Below are 18,196 nucleotides of genomic sequence, written 5' to 3'. Positions count from 1 at the left end.
AATGTCATAAGCCCCGAGTTGCTATCGCTTGTGCAGTCAAAGCTAGCGGCTATGAGTCAAGATGTAAGTCAGCAAAAGGACACGCTTGCGAGTGAGCTTCCTCAGACTGAACTTGATGCTCTGAGTCAGTTGCTAACTAAATTCACACAAAATGATAAGGCGCGTGGTGTAAAAGGTGAAATCAAATCACAAATCGACTTCCCATTGAACGAGTTAGCAGCAAAACCACAGCAATCGCCCGTTTCAGCAATGGTTAGGCAAGAGTCCAATGTGTTTGATGAATTCGTTATGTTAGTAGTTAGAGAAGCCGGTAATTCAGAGACAGGTGATAAAACCGCACCTAAAACGAGCGAAAAAATAGACCTTACCCTGCCGGTAGCGACGGGAGCAGAAAAAAGCCAGTCAAATAAGCTTACTAGCGATTCTGACCTTAAAGCTTTATTAGCTCTACCTACTGAAAAAATTGATGAAGCATTGGTGAATATTGCCCAGCGAGTGGCCGCTATTTTAGCCGATGAAGTAAAAGCCAAAGGAGCAAATTTAGACCTTGGTAAAGCGAGTAGTGACGCTGCGCTGCCTAATACCAATAGCAAAGATATTTTGGCTGCTTTAAAGGCTGGTGTCAGCGAGTTTAAACAACAACTAGCCGACGGCCGCCAGCCTGGTATTGATCTGAACGCACTGGTGAGCCAAGCAATATCTCAATCCGGTGATAGCGAATTATCAGCTAACGCGGCTAAAAGTATTGAACAGTCTTTATTGGGACTTAGCCAAGCTCTTAGCTTGGCTAGCCAGCTTGATGAAAGTGCGCAACGTCAGCAGGCGTTAGCGGCAGTTGACGTCAGTTTCGACAAGTTATTGACGCAATCTGAACAGATAAAAGTGCATAGCGCGAGTCAATTTGAAAGCAAACTGGATAAGGCCATTAACTTGGCTAAACCTGAAGCACATCAGCAGCTTGCAGAAAAAGTGCGCTGGATGGTGAATACCAACAATCTGATAGCAGAAATCCGTTTAGATCCGGCTGAGTTAGGTTCGATGCAGGTGAAAGTATCGCTCTCATCAGATTCCGCTTCAGTTAATTTTGTGGTGCAGTCACAGCAAACCCGAGATGCCCTTGAAAGCGCTACCCCGAGACTAAGGGAAATGTTGGCTGATAAGGGTATTGAACTGGGGCAATCATCAGTGCGCCAAGAAAGCCAAGCTAAACAAGATAATCAAGGCCAGTCGCAGCAGCAGACGAAGGCTGATCAGGGGTTAGCCGCTAATGATGGTTTAACCGATGATGCAGCGCTTATGTCACGACCTAACGTTAATCAGAGTCAGGTTTCTGGAGGCATAGACTACTTCGTTTAATCCTTTATTTTATTGGCTATTTACTTGTGATTTTAATTGGCAGGTAGATAATAACGCTACATGTTACAGATCTTGAGAAAGCGATGGCTGAAGAAGAATTAAAAATGGAAGAGGGCGGTAAGAAAAAAAAGCTGATAATCATTATTATTGCAGCTGTTGTTTTACTTGCCGGAGGCGGTGCTGCTGCTTATTTTTTACTGGGTGATTCACAAGAAGTTACCACTGAAGTGGTCGAAGGTGAAGCTGAAAGTACAGAGGAAGCGACTGCCAGTGCGCCATCGCAAACAGGATCGGCACTTTATGTTGCGATGCCACGACCATTTGTTTTCAATGTGCCTGGTTCCACCCGGGATCGTTTGGTTGAGATAAAAGTGCAGTTAATGCTGCGAGGTTATGACAACGAAGAACAAATTAAAATGCATATTCCATCTATCGAAGGTGCATTATTGAGAGTGTTTAGTACCGCCAATGCTGATGATTTAGTGACCGAAGCGGGGAAAATAGCGATTCGCGATAGCGCACTAAAAGAAGTACAGAAAAAGATGCAGGAAATCACCGGCAAGCAACTCGTGGAAGAAGTGTTGTTCACGGGTTTCGTCATGCAATAGCAATTAGTTAGCAAGAGAGAACTACATTGAGTGATTTATTATCCCAAGACGAAATTGACGCCTTATTACACGGTGTTGACGATGTTGAAGAAGAAGATACCAGTGGACGTGATTCTGACGGCTCACTACTAGAATACGACTTTTCTTCACAGGACAGGATAGTGCGTGGGCGCATGCCCACCTTGGAGATAGTAAACGAACGTTTTGCAAGGCATATGCGGGTAAGTTTGTTCAATATGATGCGACGCTCTGCAGAAGTCTCCATTAACGGCATCCAGATGATTAAGTTTGGTGAATATATTCACACATTGTTTGTGCCAACAAGTTTAAACATGGTGCGCTTTAGACCTTTAAAAGGTACTGGACTTATCACCATGGAAGCGCGTTTAGTATTCATTTTAGTTGATAACTTTTTTGGTGGTGATGGCCGTTATCACGCCAAGATAGAAGGTCGTGAATTCACTCCCACTGAGCGGCGTATTATTCAAATGTTATTAAAATTAATTTTTGAAGATTACAAAGAAGCATGGGCTCCGGTGATGGATGTGTCTTTTGAATATTTAGATTCTGAAGTTAACCCGGCCATGGCAAACATTGTCAACCCTACAGAAGTGGTGGTTATTAGCTCTTTTCATATTGAGCTTGACGGTGGCGGTGGTGACTTCCATGTTTCCTTGCCATATTCGATGCTTGAGCCTATCCGTGAGCTACTTGATGCCGGTGTGCAAAGTGATAAGGAGGACACTGATCTTAGATGGAGTAAAGCCCTACGTGATGAAATCATGGATGTCAAAGTAGAGCTTTCAACTCACATGTTAGATGTTGAGTTGTCTTTAAGAGAAATCATGGAATTTAAACCGGGTGACATTATACCGATTGAGATGCCTGAGCATATTACCGTGTTAATCGAAGACTTACCGACGTTCAGAGCGAAACTAGGCCGTTCAAGAGAATATGTAGCGTTGAAGATTACTGACAAAATTCCGCGTCCGACCTCTGTTAAGTCGGAATTGCAATTATTAACCAAAGGCGGTCGCAGAATAGATAGCGATGCTGAATTACAAACCCTTGAATTAGATTTGTAATCAATAGGAGTAGATTTTATGAGTGGTGATGACGAGTTAGACGATTGGGCAGCGGCCATGGCCGAACAAGCTGATGAAGAAGCAAAAGATGGTATTCCTCGTGTGGCTGAGTTTGATGAATTCGATGAAGATCGCGAGATTACCCCTGCCGAAAAGCGCAAACTGGATACGATTTTAGATATCCCGGTTACGATATCGATGGAGGTCGGTAGAAGTAACATCAGTATTCGTAATTTATTACAGCTTAACCAAGGTTCAGTTGTTGAATTAGAGCGGGTTGCTGGAGAGCCATTAGATGTTTTAGTAAATGGCACGTTGATTGCTCATGGAGAAGTAGTAGTAGTTAACGATAAATTCGGTATTCGCCTAACAGATGTTATTAGTCAATTGGAAAGAATCAAAAAACTCAGGTAGTAAATTACCTTTAAATTCATGGGCTTGGATTGCACTAAGCCCTTTATTTTTACTTTCTTTTAGTGCCCAAAGTGAGCCTCAATCACTATCAAATTCTACTTCAGTAGTGTCAATTTTCCTCTCTTTACTCTTGGTTATCGCAGTTGTTTTTATGCTGGCCTTTCTGATGCGTCGGTTTAATGTCACTCACGCGGGTTCATCTCAGTTAAAAGTTGTTGCGTCAATGATGGCTGGAACTCGTGAGCGTGTGATGGTGATTGAAGTAGGCGACGAGCAACATCTTATTGGCGTTACCGCGCACAATATTAATCATTTAGCCAAGTTATCTCAGCCATTAGCTGAATCTAAGCCCCTCGCTGGCGATAACTTCAAAGACAAGTTAGCTATGTTTATGGCAGGCAAAATAAATCCCAGCCAGCAGCAAGATAAAGTGTCAACAAAAGGGCGTAATGATGAATAAACTAAGTTGGTTCATGCTGGTCTTGCTGTTATCCCTGTGCAGCACGTCTGTATTTGCAGGGCCGGGTATTCCCGCATTGACCGTGACTGATAACGCCACTGGTGGACAAGACTATACCATGACCTTGCAAGTTCTGGCGATAATGACGTCTTTAAGTCTATTACCTGCCTTTGTCATGATGATGACCTCGTTTACTCGTATCATTATTGTATTGTCAATATTGCGTCAAGCCATCGGTCTACAGCAGGCACCATCAAACCAAATACTCATTGGCGTCAGCTTGTTTTTGTCGATGTTTATTATGGCGCCGGTTTTTGAAAAGATTAATGAAACAGCGCTGCAGCCATACCTGAATGAAGAAATTACCTCTCTTGAGGCTTATGAACTGGGTAAGCAGCCTTTGCGAGCCTTTATGTTGGCCCAAACACGGGTAAAAGATTTAGAGACTTTCGTGCAAATAGGAGGAATGGAAGGGCAGTTTCAAGATCCACAAGATGTACCCATGAATGTTTTGATCCCTGCCTTTGTAACCAGTGAATTAAAAACCGCGTTTCAAATTGGTTTTATGTTGTTTATTCCCTTCCTTATTCTCGACTTGGTGGTTGCCTCGATATTGATGGCGATGGGTATGATGATGTTATCGCCGATGATTGTTTCATTGCCTTTTAAGTTAATGTTGTTTGTTTTGGTCGACGGTTGGAATTTGATATTTGGCAGTTTAGCTAACAGTTTCGGAATGGGGTAATAAGATGAGTCCTGAGGTCTTTGTCGAGATTTTAAAAGAAGCGCTGCAGATGGTTATTTTATTGGTATCTGCCATCATCCTACCCAGTTTATTTGTGGGCTTGATTGTCGCAGTTTTCCAAGCTGCAACATCCATTAACGAACAAACCATGAGTTTTTTACCTCGCTTAATCGTGACTTTGCTCGCGCTGAGTTGGGGGGGACATTGGTTAGTGCAAAAATTAATGGATTTTACCTTTACTATGGTTGAACGCATCCCTGAGGTAGTGGGTTAAGCTCTTATGGAAGTCGCATCTGGCACCATCATGCAGTACCTGACGGATTTGTTGCTGCCGTTTATGCGCATATCAGGCATGTTTGCTGCAATGGTTGGGCTTAGTGCTAAGTCAGTACCGACCATGACTAAAGCGTTGTTGACCTTATTTTTAACTATGTTGGTGATGCCTTTAGTTCCCCCTATTTCCATCGGTGAACTCTTTTCAGTGGGAACGTTTCTACTGGTTATTCAACAGCTCATTATTGGTATTGCGATCGGGTTTATATCAAATATGGTGCTCAATACCTTTGTTTTAGCCGGGCAAATCGTGGCCTTACAAACCGGTCTAGGTTTTGCGTCGATGGTTGACCCCGTGAATGGCATAAACGTACCTGCCGTTGGTCAATTTTATCTTATTCTGGCCACCTTAATTTTTTGGGCCTTAGATGGTCATTTGGCCATGATCCGGATGATTGTACTGAGTTTTGAGGCCTTACCCATAGGTGAAGCCTGGTTGACCGGCGAGCAATTTCGCGAAATCGCCCACTGGGCAAGCTGGATGTTTATTTCAGCGATAACTATTTCTTTAGCACCTATTATCTCGCTGCTAATCGTTAATTTAGCCTTTGGCATAATGACTAAAGCTGCACCGCAGCTTAACGTATTCAGTCTTGGTTTTTCTATTGCTCAGATCATGGGTTTATTCATTATTTGGTTGACCTTAGACAATTTAACCCACCACTTTGAAGTGCTGTGGGACCGCGCTCAGTTGTTGATGTGTCAACTGCTGCAAGTGTGCCAGTAAAGGGGGTAAGCGATGGCTGATGAGAGTGATAAAACCGAAGACCCCACGGGTAAAAAGGTCGATGACTCGCGAAAAAAGGGACAGATAGCTCGTTCAAAGGAGCTTTCTACTGCCCTAGTCTTGGTCGGCAGTGCTGCTTGTCTTATGCTAATGAGTTCAAGTATCGCTGAAGCAATGTTTAACATTACTCAGCGCACGTTTACCTTGTCTCGAGATGAAACCTATGACTATAACCATATGTTTCAGGCTTGGGGACAAGCCATTGAAACCATCGCATCTCCGGTATTGTTATTTATGTTTGTAGTCGCCGCTGCGGGTATTTATGGCAGCATTGCCCTTGGCGGATACAACTTTACTTGGCAGTCGGCATCGCCAAAAGCCAGTAAAATTAACCCTTTGGCTGGTCTCAAACGCATGTTTGGAATGAATGGTTTGGTGGAACTGCTCAAGGCCTTAGCAAAATTTTTTATTGTTGCCGCTATGGCTTATGCCGCCATGATGTTTTTTCATGACGAAGCCCTGCATATTGACATGGAGCTTTACCCGATGAATTTATTTCATGCCATGGACATGGTTCAGTGGAGCTTTTTGATCATGTGTTGTGCGTTGATCCCAATTGCTATTTTTGATGTGCCTTATCAAGCATGGAAGCACAATAAAGAAATGAAAATGTCTAAACAGGAAGTGAAAGACGAACGTAAAAATTCTGATGGTGATCCACAAGTAAAAAGTCGGATAAGACGATTACAATATCAGTCTGCTGCCAGACGCATGATGCAAGAAGTTCCTCATGCTGATGTGGTTGTGACAAACCCAACACATTATTCTATCGCGTTAAAATATGATCAGAATGGAACTAAAGCGCCTGTTGTGGTTGCCAAAGGGGTGGATGAATTAGCTATGCATATCCGAAAAATTGCTAATGCCCATGAAGTTCCCATTATCGAGTCCCCCATGTTAGCCCGAGCAATCTACTACTCAACTGAAGCTGAACAGCCCATTCCTGACAAATTATTTATGGCAGTAGCACAAGTACTTGCTTATGTTTATCAGTTAAAAGCCTATAAAAAAGGCAAGGGTAAACGGCCTAAACCACTTCGTAAAGATTTGCCTATCCCAGCTGAGCTCAGAAGGTAAACAGGCACAAAGGCTGTGTCGAAAAACGAACCAACTCAAGCCCCTCGCTCTTGAGCAGAAAATTCGAGGGTATTGTTTATTAAGTCAGCAAGTAACGTATCTCACCTTCAAATTGGCTTACTAGTTGCAGTGAGACTATCAATCGCCATCAAGTGTCAAACTTTCGTTCATGGAACTAGCCAGCTATTTTAATCAGTTCGACAAGAAGCAAATCAAAAATGTTGCTTCTGGTTTAGGTGCGCCTATTGTTCTTTTGGCCATCATGGGCATGGTTATCTTGCCCATGCCGGCCTTTCTCCTTGATGTGCTGTTTAGCTTTAATATTGCTCTTTCTCTGGTCGTCATTTTAGTGGCGATGTTCACCAAAAAACCGGTGGATTTTGGTATTTTCCCACTGGTACTGTTGATTGCCACCGTTTTGCGGCTTGCCTTAAATGTTGCCTCAACCCGGATCGTATTGCTTGAAGGTCATGAGGGCGCTGATTCTGCTGGTAAAGTGATACAAGCTTTTGGTGAAGTGGTCATTGGCGGAAACTTTGCAGTAGGTATCGTGGTATTTGCCATCCTTTTGATCATTAACTTTAAAGTGGTTACCGCTGGAGCGGGCCGTATATCTGAGGTTAGTGCTCGCTTTACCCTGGATGCAATGCCAGGAAAACAAATGGCCATTGATGCTGACTTAAATGCTGGGTTTATTGATCAAGACGAAGCCCGTAAGCGCCGCATTGAAATTACCAGCGAAGCCGATTTTTACGGTTCAATGGATGGTGCGTCAAAATTTGTTAAAGGGGATGCCGTCGCAGGTTTGTTTATTATGTTAATTAACATAGTAGGAGGCTTGTTTATTGGCATGATCCAACATGACCTGAGCTTTGGTGAAGCCATTGAAATATATACTTTGCTGACCATTGGTGACGGACTGGTAGCGCAAATTCCCTCGCTGTTATTATCAATCGCGACAGCCATCATTGTTACCCGTGAAAATGATTCTCAAGACATGGGCAAAGAGTTGACTAAGCAGCTCGGTAATCAACAAGCTCTGTATATTACTTCGGGTATTTTGTTTGTAATGGGCATTGTACCTGGTATGCCCCATGTGGCGTTTTTAGGTTTTAGTGCCGTAGTAGGGGGCTATGCCTATTATGGCTATTGGCGCAGTAAACAAGTAGATGAAGAGCCCCAAGTTAGCAGTAACTTCCCAGAGCAGAGTCGTCAGCCCGCTGAGATAAAAGAATTGGGTTGGGATGATGTGCAACAAGTCGACACTATTGGTTTAGAAGTTGGTTACCGTTTAATCCCCTTGGTAGATAAAGCCCAAGGCGGCGAATTATTGACACGAATTAAAGGTGTGCGCAAAAAGCTCTCTCAAGAATTGGGTTTTCTTATCCCCCCAGTGCACATTCGCGATAATTTAGATTTAAACCCAAATAGTTACACTATTTCGATGCTGGGCGTAACGGTGGGTGAGGCTGAATTAAGTCACGATGATGAATTAGCCATCAATCCTGGTCAAGTGTTTGGCAAATTAGAGGGTAAAGCGACAAAAGATCCCGCCTTTGGTTTGGACGCCGTCTGGATAAAAGCAAGTCAAAGAGAGCACGCACAAACCCTCGGTTATACGGTGGTGGATGCGGCTACAGTCGTAGCGACTCACCTCAGTCAATTACTGACTAACAACGCTTATCAGCTATTGGGCTATGAAGAAGTTCAGCAATTACTCGATTTGTTGGCAAAAAACAGTCCTAAATTAGTCGAAGGCTTAGTCCCTGATATTTTGCCACTTGGTACCGTGGTGAAAATACTTCAAACCTTGTTATCAGAAGGTGTGCCGATTAGAGATATGCGCAGCATAGTGCAAACTCTCTGCGAATATGGACCGAAAAGCCATGATCCAGATGTGCTTGTATCAGCGGTTCGTATTTCGTTAAAACGACTCATTGTTCAGCAAATTAATGGCGGATCCAATGAGATCCCTGTCATTACCTTGGCGCCAGAATTGGAACAGATGTTGCACCAGTCACTTCAAGCTGGTGGCGCTGATGGTGCCGGTATAGAGCCTGGTTTAGCAGAACGTTTGCAAACCTCTTTGGGTGACGCATCCCAGCAGCAAGAATTGGCTGGGGAACCTGCGGTGCTGTTAACCTCTGGCATGCTCAGACCCGTGCTATCCAAGTTTTTAAAGCATTCAGTAAGTGGATTACATGTATTGTCATATCAGGAAATTCCAGATGACAAACAAATTAAAATAGTCAGTGCCGTTGGAAAATAGTTATTGTGCTATCTACGGTGTAAGGGGGTAAGGTGAAAATTAGACGTTTTTATGGCAAAGATATGCGCGATGTACTCAAACAGGTCAAAGATGAACTGGGCGGTGATGCGGTTATTATGTCAAATAAAAAGCATGCTGATGGCATTGAAATCGTCGCTGCCTACGACCGAGAGCCTGTGGCCAAACTCAAACCCCAGCAGTTGAAAAGCTCGACGGTAAAAACACCGACTTTAAGCGAAATAATAGGCGATTCGGGACCAGATAGCTTGCGCGCCCTATTAGAGAAACAGTCAAAAGTTTCTGCCCAGCCACAACGACAAACAGAAAGCCCCAGCCCCAAAGTTGCAGATAAGAAAGAAACGGCTTCTCACAGGCCTAGCGCTCTAACCAACGCTGACAGTGCAGCTATTGCTGAAATGCGTTCAGAACTGAGTTCGTTACGGAATATATTACAATACCAGGTCTCTGGCTTGTTACAGCAAGACAAAAACCGAAAACATCCTTTGCACGCTTATTTGGTTTCAAAATTAGAACAAATGGGTATCGCTACCCCATTGGCTGAAGAAGTGGTTTCTTATGCTCCTGACAAAGCAGACGAGCGCGAGGCGTGGGTATTTTTATTGAAGTTATTGGCTAATAGGCTGCAAACCAAGCACGATGACATTTTACTCAATGGTGGCGTTGTTGCGCTAATGGGCCCAACCGGCAATGGTAAAACGACGACTATTGCTAAATTAGCGGCCCAAGGAGCGCAAAAATATGGTGCTGATCAAATCGCTATAATTACCTTAGATAATTACCGCATTGCCGCATACGAGCAGATAGCCACTTATGGCCGAATTATTGGATGTAGTGTTAAAAAAGCACAAACAAGTGAAGAATTAGCAGATTTATTATTTCAATATAGAAATAAGCGCCTAGTATTAATAGACACCGCCGGTTTTGGTCAGAGAGATGTTAGATTAATCAAACAGTTAGATACCTTAAATGCTGATGTGTGTGCTAATATTAAAAAATTCTTGGTTCTGCAGGCAAACTGCCAATATCAGGTGATACAACAAAGTATTAGAGCCTACAAACAAGTGTCGTTACAAGGGTGTATTTTAACTAAACTTGACGAGTGTTACAGTTTAGGCGAGGCCATCAGTGCCGTGATTGAACATAAGCTGCCTGTCTGTTATTTGACCAATGGGCAACGAGTACCGGAAGATTTGCAAATGGCTGATACAAAATTTTTAATAACCAGTGCTGCGAAGCTTTATAAAAAATATGGTTTAATTCATACTACGAGAAATGACGCACATAAAGCAGCAGTGGCAGTATGATTGAGGATCAAGCGAGTAGCTTAAGAAGAATGAATCAATCTAGATTAATTAAAGTAATAGCAGTGACGGGCGGTAAAGGGGGCGTAGGTAAAACTAACGTAACCCTTAATACTGCGATTTCATTAGCACAACAAGGCAAACGAGTCATGGTGCTTGACGCTGACTTGGGTTTAGCTAATGTTGATGTGTTATTGGGACTACGTGTTGAAAAAAATCTTTCCCATGTCTTATCAGGCGAATGTACTCTTGATGAAGTGCTAGTTGAGGGCCCCTACGGTATCAAAATCGCGCCGGCGACCTCCGGTAGTCAGTCTATGACTGAACTGACTCCTACCGAACATGCAGGATTAATTAGAGCATTTAGCGAGCTGCAATCTCAAATTGACGTATTGTTGGTTGATACCGCAGCAGGTATCTCTGATATGGTGTTAAGCTTTTCCAAAGCGTCACAGGACATTTTGATGGTGGTGTGTGATGAGCCAACGTCTTTGACCGATGCTTATGCTTTGATCAAAATTTTGAACAAAGAACATGGCGTTTTTCGCTTTAAAATTGTGGCTAATATGGTACGTACACCCCGTGAAGGCGATGAATTGTTTGCTAAATTAAGTAAAGTTACTGACCGTTTTCTTGATGTCGCTTTAGAATTAGTGGCGGTTATCCCGTTTGACGAAAATGTGAGAAAAGCCGTTAGAAAACAAAAAGCGATTGTAGATGCTTTCCCCAGTTCACCAGCGTCATTAGCTATTAGAAAACTAGCAAGAAAGGCAATCGATTGGCCAATACCTTCACAACCAGGAGGACATTTGGAGTTTTTCTTGGAACAATTAGTCAGTAAAAAAGCAGTGGGCGATAATCGGTGAATACTAAAGCCTCAGCTTATCAACAAATGACAGATAAGAATGAGCTTGTTGAACGTCATGCCCCTTTAGTTAAGCGCATCGCGCATCATTTGTTAGCGAGACTTCCGGCAAGTGTGCTGGTGGATGATTTGATTCAAGCAGGTATGATTGGTTTGCTTGAAGCATCCAGAAATTTTGATGGCAGTAAAGGCGCGAGTTTTGAAACCTTCGCCGGCATTCGGATCAGGGGTTCAATGCTCGATGAAATCCGCAAAGGAGACTGGACCCCCCGTTCAGTGCATAAGAATGGTCGCGCCATTACTCAAGCTATTCGTGAGGTAGAGCGTGAAACTGGCAGAGACGCAAGAGACGTCGATGTCGCTGAAAAACTTCAGGTTAGTATTGATGTTTATCACCAAATGTTACTTGAAGTTAACTCTGGTAAATTGATTGGTATAGAAGATTTAGGCGTAACGGAAGACGTTGTAAGCACGGAACAAACCAAAGGTTCGGACACTCCTTTTGAGGATTTGTTACAAGGTTCATTTCAAAAAGCGCTGGCTCATGCTATTACTACCTTACCTGAAAGAGATGCCATAGTTTTGTCACTCTATTATGATGAAGAATTAAACTTGCGTGAAATAGGTGAAGTGCTAGATGTTAGTGAATCACGCGTAAGCCAAATACATAGTCAAGCCATGTTGAAACTAAAGTCTCGCATGCAAGCTTGGCAAAATAACGATAATTAAATTTGCATTGAAGATGGGTTGAAACCCTTACCGGAGGTAGTTTTGGATAAGAATATGAAGATTCTTGTTGTTGATGATTTCTCAACCATGCGTCGGATTATCAAGAACTTACTTAAAGATCTTGGCTTTACGAATATACAAGAAGCAGACGATGGTAGTACTGCTTTACCGATGTTACAACAAGGTGATTTTGACTTTGTTGTGACTGATTGGAATATGCCCGGCATGCAAGGTATTGATTTGCTTAGAGCTATTAGAGCGAATCCTAACTTGAAACACATTCCGGTGTTAATGGTGACAGCAGAAGCGAAAAAAGAGCAAATAGTCGCTGCTGCTCAAGCTGGAGTAAATGGCTATGTCATAAAACCATTCACTGCAGCTACGCTTAAAGAGAAACTAGCGAAAATCTTCGAACGCTTAGGTTGAATTCAGAAAACCCTGATATAGAGGAATTGCTGTATGAAAACCCAAAGCGCGGTCAAAACACCAATCTCATTAGAAGAAGCTAAAAAATTAGTAGAGTTATTAGAAAAAGGCGACAACGAAGGTGCCAATGACCTCCTAGAAACAATTGGCGTACAAGACTCAGTAGAGCTATTTGCAGAAGTGGGTAAATTGACCCGTCAACTGCACGATTCGTTAAATAATTTTCAGCTTGATCCACGGATTGTTAATTTAACAACCGAAGATATACCCGATGCACAGGCCCGCTTAACCTACGTTATTCAGTCCACTGAAGATGCGGCCAATAAGACCATGGATCTGGTTGATTCATGTATGCCTATCGCTGAAAAACTTCATGAGGGGATCGCCACTTTATTACCAGAGTGGAATAAATTGATGTCCCGTGATTTGCAACTTGGGGAGTTTAACCAGCTTTGCAAAAATATGGATGCGTTTTTAAAGAGTGGAAGTGAAGACTCTGCGCAGTTAACTGGACTGCTTACAGAGGTACTAATGGCCCAAGGATATCAGGATTTGACTGGGCAAGTAATCCGTCGAGTGATTGAATTGGTCAAGGAAGTTGAAGACAACTTAGTTTATATGTTAACCATGTTTGGTGGCATTGAATCCAAAGACGTTAAACAACGTAAGGATAAAGCTAAGACTTCAGATGATCAGGCCGATACGATTAAAGCGGAAGGTCCAATCTTAGATGCTGAGTCTCGTGAAGACGTTGCTTCAGATCAGGTTGATGTTGATGATTTGCTTTCGAGTCTTGGTTTTTAGGGGTGCTACTGTATGGCTTTTGATGTGGATGAGGATATATTACAAGACTTTCTCGTTGAAGCAGGAGAGATCTTAGAACAACTACAAGAACAACTTGTTGATCTTGAAAATAACCCAGAAGATGCAGGTTTACTTAATGCTATCTTTAGGGGGTATCATACCGTCAAAGGTGGTGCAGGATTTCTATCTCTGACCGAGCTCGTTGATGTCTGTCATGGTGCTGAAAACGTATTCGACGTAATGCGTACAGGCCAACGTACACTCACTCCTGAACTTATGGATGTTATCTTACAGGCCACTGATGAAGTGGTAAAAATGTTTGATAGTGTAAAAGCCGCCCAGCCCTTAGTGCCCGCTGGACAAGAATTATTAGATACTCTTCATAGATTGAGTCGCCCGGAGTCAGAAGACGAGGTGGCGATTGAGCACGACACAGTTGCCGACGACACGTCAGACCCACTTGCGGTGGAAAGTGCTAACCCGTCCGACTCTGATGATTTCAGTGAAGACGAATTTGAAGCTTTGCTTGACGAATTACATGGTAAATCAAGCGCTCCAGCTGCTAAACCAGCAGTCAGTCAACCGTCTAATCCAGCAAATGCTGATCAAGACATCAGTGATGATGAATTTGAAGCACTGCTTGATGAATTGCATGGCAAAGGCAAGTTCAAGGTGGAGGCAGAAGCAAAGCCTGCTGCCAAAAGTATTGATTCAGCTGAAAAAGCAAGTAAAAAACCCCCAGCGAGTGATGAAATCAGCGATGAGGAATTTGAGGCCTTGCTTGATGAGTTACACGGTAAAGGTAAAGCACCTGATACCGTTGAAGCTGCTCAGCCACCTAAAAAAGAAACGCCTGCGCCAACAAAATCTGAACCGGTAAAAGCAAGTGCAGCAGTTAACAAACCAGCGCCATCAGTGGTTAAGCCGGTTGAAAAAGCGAAACCTGCATTAGAGCCTGATCCCAAAGAAGATAAAAAGTCAGCCGCCGCACCACAAGCCGAAACGACAGTCAGGGTTGACACTAAGCGACTCGACCAAATCATGAACATGGTGGGAGAGTTAGTTTTAGTGCGTAACCGACTCATCAGCCTTGGTATTAATACCAATGATGAAAGCATGTCAAAAGCGATTGCGAATTTAGATGTGGTAACTGGAGATTTGCAAGGCGCGGTCATGAAAACTCGGATGCAGCCGATCAAGAAAGTGTTTGGCCGCTTCCCTCGGGTTGTTCGTGATCTTGCTCGAGCATTAAAGAAAGAAATCACCTTAGAACTCGAAGGTGAAGAAACAGATTTAGATAAAAACTTAGTTGAAGCCTTAGCCGACCCCTTGGTGCATTTGGTAAGAAACTCGGTTGATCATGGTATTGAATCACCAGAAGATCGTAAAGCCGCGGGCAAGCCAAGTATGGGAACGGTTAAATTAGCAGCCTCTCAAGAAGGCGACCATATATTGCTTACTATCACAGACGATGGTAAGGGTATGGATCCTGAAAAGTTAAAAGAGATAGCCATAAAACGGGGCGTTATGGATGCTGACACGGCAGCCAGAATGACGGATGTTGAGGCGTTCAACCTCATATTTGCCCCAGGATTCTCAACCAAAACTGAAATCTCTGAAGTATCTGGCCGCGGCGTGGGTATGGATGTTGTTAAAACTAAAATTAATCAGTTGAACGGAACGGTAAAGATTGATTCAAGATTAGGTATAGGAACAACTCTTGAGATAAAAGTACCGCTCACGCTGGCAATTTTACCAACATTAATGATTGTTGTCGGTGAGCAGACCTTCGCCTTACCATTAGGCTCAGTGAACGAAATCATCAATGTGGATGCCAGTAAAACCAACACGGTTGATGGTCAACTTACGATGATAGTGCGCTCTAAAGCCATTCCATTGTTTTACTTAAAGGAATGGTTAACTCGAATTCCGGGCAAGCATACCCCAGTTGATAAAACCAAAGGCCACGTTGTGGTGGTGCAGATTGGTACAAAACAGCTTGGTTTTGTGGTTGATGCCCTGATCGGACAGGAGGAAGTGGTTATTAAGCCCCTTGATGAGCTGCTACAAGGTACGCCAGGTATGGCGGGTGCAACTATAACGAGTGATGGTGGTATTGCATTAATACTTGACGTTCCTGGCCTACTCAAACGTTATGCAACAAAAAAAGTGTAGTGACGGTAAGCTCATTTTACGGTTTTTAATATTACTTAAGGTTTAAATGGCATACCGAATTTTAATAGTGGACGATTCCACGTTTTTCCGTCGTCGTATTACTCAAATTCTTCAAGAAGATGCTGAGTTACAAGTGGTGGGAGAAGCTAAAAATGGTATGGAAGCGATTTCTTTAGCGCAAAGTCTCAAGCCGGATGTAATAACGATGGACGTTGAAATGCCCGTTATGGATGGCATCTCGGCGGTTAAGAAAATAATGGCCCTGTGCCCCGTGCCAATCATCATGTTTTCATCTTTAACCCACGATGGTGCTAGCGCTACATTAGATGCTCTTGATGCTGGCGCTGTGGATTTTTTACCTAAAAAGTTTGAAGATATAGCGCTGAATAGAAAAGAGGCCACACTATTATTACAGCAACGTGTTAAAACGTTGGCCCGCAAAAATCCCAACGTCCACAGCTCTGTTGTAAAAAGATCTTTTACTGACAGGTTTGAACCAAGGCAATCTTTAAGTTCGCTATCCAGTCGTAACGACCAACACGACAAATACAGTCATCCCTCGTATCCAAGCCATGCTAGCAAAAAAAGTTACAAATGTTTGGCCATTGGAACCTCAACCGGTGGGCCTGTTGCATTGCAAAAGATCCTTGTTGATTTACCGAGCTCATTTCCCTATCCCATTATCATGGTACAACACATGCCAGCAGCGTTTACAGAAGCGTTTGCAAATCGGCTGAATGACTTGTGTAACATTACGGTGAAAGAAGCTAAAAATGGCGATCTGCTGAGTCCCGGGACGGCATATTTGGCACCGGGCGGATGTCAAATGTTAGTCGAAGGAAGGCCTAGCTCTGCGCATATCCGAATTGTAGATGCTGATCGATACTCCGATATCACGTACAAACCAAGCGTTGACATAACCTTTAAGTCTTTATCAAGCGTTTTTGGTGGTGATGTACTTGGCGTTATCTTGACTGGAATGGGGGCTGATGGACGAGAAGGCTGTCGTGAACTCAAGTTACTTGGCGCAAAAATTTGGGCTCAAGATGAAAAGAGTTCAGTTGTATATGGCATGCCACAGGCGGTTACGGTCGCTAATATTGCCGAACAAAATTATGATATAGAACACATGTCCCAACAAATTAAGTCTGAAATGCTTAATTAATACAACATGATATCGGTAAGTGTCTGTCTTGATTTTTTCGGGTGATTAAAATTAAGATTTTACAGTATTTATAAGGCGACAATTTTGATTGTTTGGACAGTTGCTAATCACAAAGGTGGAGTTGGCAAAACAACGACGACCGTGACTATGGGCGGTCTACTCGCACAAGCTGGCAAGCAAGTTATCTTGGTTGACACCGATCCTCAAGCGTCTTTAAGTTACTACTTTGGTGTTGATTCAGAGCAGTTAAGCTCGAGTCTTTATGATGTTTTCATCAGTGGCAAATCTTTAACGAAGGAAAATGTACTAGACTGTTTGTGTCCAACGAAGCTTGATTCGTTGTTTATATTACCCGCAACGATGGCGTTGGCTACGTTAGACCGAAAAATGGGTACACAAAATGGAATGGGGCTTATTCTTAAAAAGGCTTTGCAATTGATTAGTGACGAATTTGATTTTGCTATAATTGATTGTCCGCCAGTTTTAGGCGTATTAATGATAAATGCGCTGGCCGCTTGCGACAGGGTGATTGTGCCGGTACAGACGGAATTTTTAGCCTTAAAAGGCCTAGAACGAATAATGCACTCTATGGAAATAATGCAAAAATCACTCGATAAAACGTTCTCGTTTACAATCGTGCCCACTATGTTTGATAGAAGGGTTAATGCAGCTATCGAGTCTTATAGAAACCTGAAATTAACCTATGGTGATGGCGTTTGGCCCGGTGTCATTCCTGTTGATACCCGATTTAGAGATGCTAGCCAGGCCCAGACCCCGCCTTCTGTTTTTTCTGCCAAATCCAGAGGTGTATTCGCTTATGAAAAATTACTTAAATATATTTTAGATATGGATCATAAATCATGAGTGGTAAGCCCTTCGCTAATGAAGATGTCATGGAAGATTATATGTCAGCGTTGCTGACCGAAGAGCCTTTGATTGATTCTCTACAAAAACAGGCTATCTCAAGCTTACTCGAAAAAGCTAAGCCTGTTCCTCGTAGTGAACCTTATGTGGCGCCTGTGGAGACGCCTGTTGCCGAAGAAGCTAAAGTAATTGTTGAAAGTGTCGACATAAAAACCACAAACAGTGAAAAGAAAACTAAAAGAGTTGCAGCTCTGATACCAGAATCTGCATTTCAGGCCCTGTTTTTTGAAATATCCGGTCTGACCTTGGCAGTGCCTTTAACTGAACTAGGTGGTATTCATCAGATTGAAACGATTAACCCTCTGTTTGGCAAACCAAGTTGGTTTAAAGGGGTAATGTTGCATAAAGAGCAAAAATTTAATGTAGTTGATACGGCAAAATGGATAATGCCAGAAAAATCTGCTGAAAAACTGGCAGAATCTGCAAAATATCAATATCTTATACTATTAGATGATAGTGGTTGGGGTTTAGCTTGCGAGCGTTTGATAAGCACCTCAACCTTGCAGCCTGAAGATGTTAAGTGGCGAAGTGCAGATGCTAACCGACCTTGGTTAGCGGGCATGGTAAAAAATAAAATGTGCGCCTTGGTTAATGTCCAACAACTTGTTTGTATGTTAACGCAGGGATTAAGTAGTAACGAATAACCCTATCA

Annotated in this window: 19 protein-coding genes; all 19 read left to right on the top strand. The window is 42.9% G+C overall.

Annotated elements, in window-relative coordinates:
- Positions 1-1,356: flagellar hook-length control protein FliK (locus NWQ57_RS19760; RefSeq protein WP_306023906.1), on the top strand; the 1,356-nt coding region annotated here is incomplete at its 5' end.
- 83 nt (positions 1,357-1,439) lie between these two features.
- Positions 1,440-1,964: a flagellar basal body-associated protein FliL gene (gene fliL, locus NWQ57_RS19755; RefSeq protein ID WP_306023905.1), complete on the top strand. Its 525-nt coding sequence runs from the start codon at positions 1,440-1,442 to the stop codon at positions 1,962-1,964.
- 26 nt (positions 1,965-1,990) lie between these two features.
- On the top strand, positions 1,991-3,049 hold the full coding sequence (fliM, locus tag NWQ57_RS19750) for a flagellar motor switch protein FliM (RefSeq protein ID WP_306023903.1): 1,059 nt from the start codon (positions 1,991-1,993) through the stop codon (positions 3,047-3,049).
- Between the two features lie 18 nt (positions 3,050-3,067).
- Entirely contained in the window at positions 3,068-3,463 is a 396-nt protein-coding gene (gene fliN / locus NWQ57_RS19745; protein ID WP_306023902.1) for a flagellar motor switch protein FliN, read from the top strand.
- Positions 3,423-3,923 carry a flagellar biosynthetic protein FliO gene (gene fliO, locus NWQ57_RS19740; RefSeq protein WP_306023901.1) on the top strand — a complete coding sequence of 167 codons (501 nt, stop codon included), beginning with the start codon at positions 3,423-3,425 and terminating at the stop codon, positions 3,921-3,923. The genes fliN and fliO overlap by 41 nt, the downstream gene beginning before the upstream one ends.
- A gap of 13 nt (positions 3,924-3,936) precedes the next feature.
- On the top strand, positions 3,937-4,668 hold the full coding sequence (fliP, locus tag NWQ57_RS19735; protein WP_372340952.1) for a flagellar type III secretion system pore protein FliP: 732 nt from the start codon (positions 3,937-3,939) through the stop codon (positions 4,666-4,668).
- 4 nt (positions 4,669-4,672) lie between these two features.
- Entirely contained in the window at positions 4,673-4,942 is a 270-nt protein-coding gene (fliQ, locus tag NWQ57_RS19730) for a flagellar biosynthesis protein FliQ (protein WP_306023899.1), read from the top strand.
- A 6-nt stretch (positions 4,943-4,948) separates the two neighbouring features.
- On the top strand, positions 4,949-5,728 hold the full coding sequence (fliR, locus tag NWQ57_RS19725; RefSeq protein ID WP_306023898.1) for a flagellar biosynthetic protein FliR: 780 nt from the start codon (positions 4,949-4,951) through the stop codon (positions 5,726-5,728).
- A gap of 12 nt (positions 5,729-5,740) precedes the next feature.
- Entirely contained in the window at positions 5,741-6,865 is a 1,125-nt protein-coding gene (flhB, locus tag NWQ57_RS19720; RefSeq protein WP_306023897.1) for a flagellar biosynthesis protein FlhB, read from the top strand.
- A gap of 169 nt (positions 6,866-7,034) precedes the next feature.
- A complete protein-coding gene (flhA, locus tag NWQ57_RS19715; RefSeq protein ID WP_306023896.1) occupies positions 7,035-9,134 on the top strand; it encodes a flagellar biosynthesis protein FlhA in 2,100 nt (699 codons plus the stop codon).
- A 32-nt stretch (positions 9,135-9,166) separates the two neighbouring features.
- Positions 9,167-10,459: a flagellar biosynthesis protein FlhF gene (gene flhF, locus NWQ57_RS19710; protein ID WP_306023895.1), complete on the top strand. Its 1,293-nt coding sequence runs from the start codon at positions 9,167-9,169 to the stop codon at positions 10,457-10,459.
- Positions 10,456-11,322 carry a MinD/ParA family protein gene (locus NWQ57_RS19705; RefSeq protein WP_306023894.1) on the top strand — a complete coding sequence of 289 codons (867 nt, stop codon included), beginning with the start codon at positions 10,456-10,458 and terminating at the stop codon, positions 11,320-11,322. The genes flhF and NWQ57_RS19705 overlap by 4 nt, the downstream gene beginning before the upstream one ends.
- Entirely contained in the window at positions 11,319-12,050 is a 732-nt protein-coding gene (locus NWQ57_RS19700) for an RNA polymerase sigma factor FliA (protein ID WP_306023893.1), read from the top strand. The genes NWQ57_RS19705 and NWQ57_RS19700 overlap by 4 nt, the downstream gene beginning before the upstream one ends.
- 42 nt (positions 12,051-12,092) lie before the next feature.
- Positions 12,093-12,476 carry a chemotaxis response regulator CheY gene (cheY, locus tag NWQ57_RS19695; protein ID WP_306023892.1) on the top strand — a complete coding sequence of 128 codons (384 nt, stop codon included), beginning with the start codon at positions 12,093-12,095 and terminating at the stop codon, positions 12,474-12,476.
- Between the two features lie 33 nt (positions 12,477-12,509).
- A complete protein-coding gene (locus NWQ57_RS19690) occupies positions 12,510-13,280 on the top strand; it encodes a protein phosphatase CheZ (protein WP_306023891.1) in 771 nt (256 codons plus the stop codon).
- A gap of 12 nt (positions 13,281-13,292) precedes the next feature.
- Positions 13,293-15,455, top strand: a complete 2,163-nt coding sequence (locus NWQ57_RS19685) for a chemotaxis protein CheW (protein ID WP_306023890.1) — start codon at positions 13,293-13,295, stop codon at positions 15,453-15,455.
- Between the two features lie 46 nt (positions 15,456-15,501).
- The gene (locus NWQ57_RS19680) at positions 15,502-16,620 is read left to right on the top strand and encodes a chemotaxis response regulator protein-glutamate methylesterase (protein WP_306023889.1); all 1,119 of its coding nucleotides are present in this window, start codon (positions 15,502-15,504) and stop codon (positions 16,618-16,620) included.
- A gap of 84 nt (positions 16,621-16,704) precedes the next feature.
- Positions 16,705-17,484 carry a ParA family protein gene (locus NWQ57_RS19675; RefSeq protein WP_306023888.1) on the top strand — a complete coding sequence of 260 codons (780 nt, stop codon included), beginning with the start codon at positions 16,705-16,707 and terminating at the stop codon, positions 17,482-17,484.
- On the top strand, positions 17,481-18,188 hold the full coding sequence (locus NWQ57_RS19670) for a chemotaxis protein CheW (protein ID WP_306023887.1): 708 nt from the start codon (positions 17,481-17,483) through the stop codon (positions 18,186-18,188). Before NWQ57_RS19675 ends, NWQ57_RS19670 begins: the two co-directional genes overlap by 4 nt.
- Positions 18,189-18,196: the final 8 nt, after the last annotated feature.

This window comes from Paraglaciecola sp., from assembly GCF_030730205.1.
Classification (GTDB): Bacteria; Pseudomonadota; Gammaproteobacteria; order Enterobacterales; family Alteromonadaceae; genus Paraglaciecola.
Note: the sequence above shows the minus strand (reverse complement) of the source record. Positions and strands in the feature narration are given on the sequence as shown.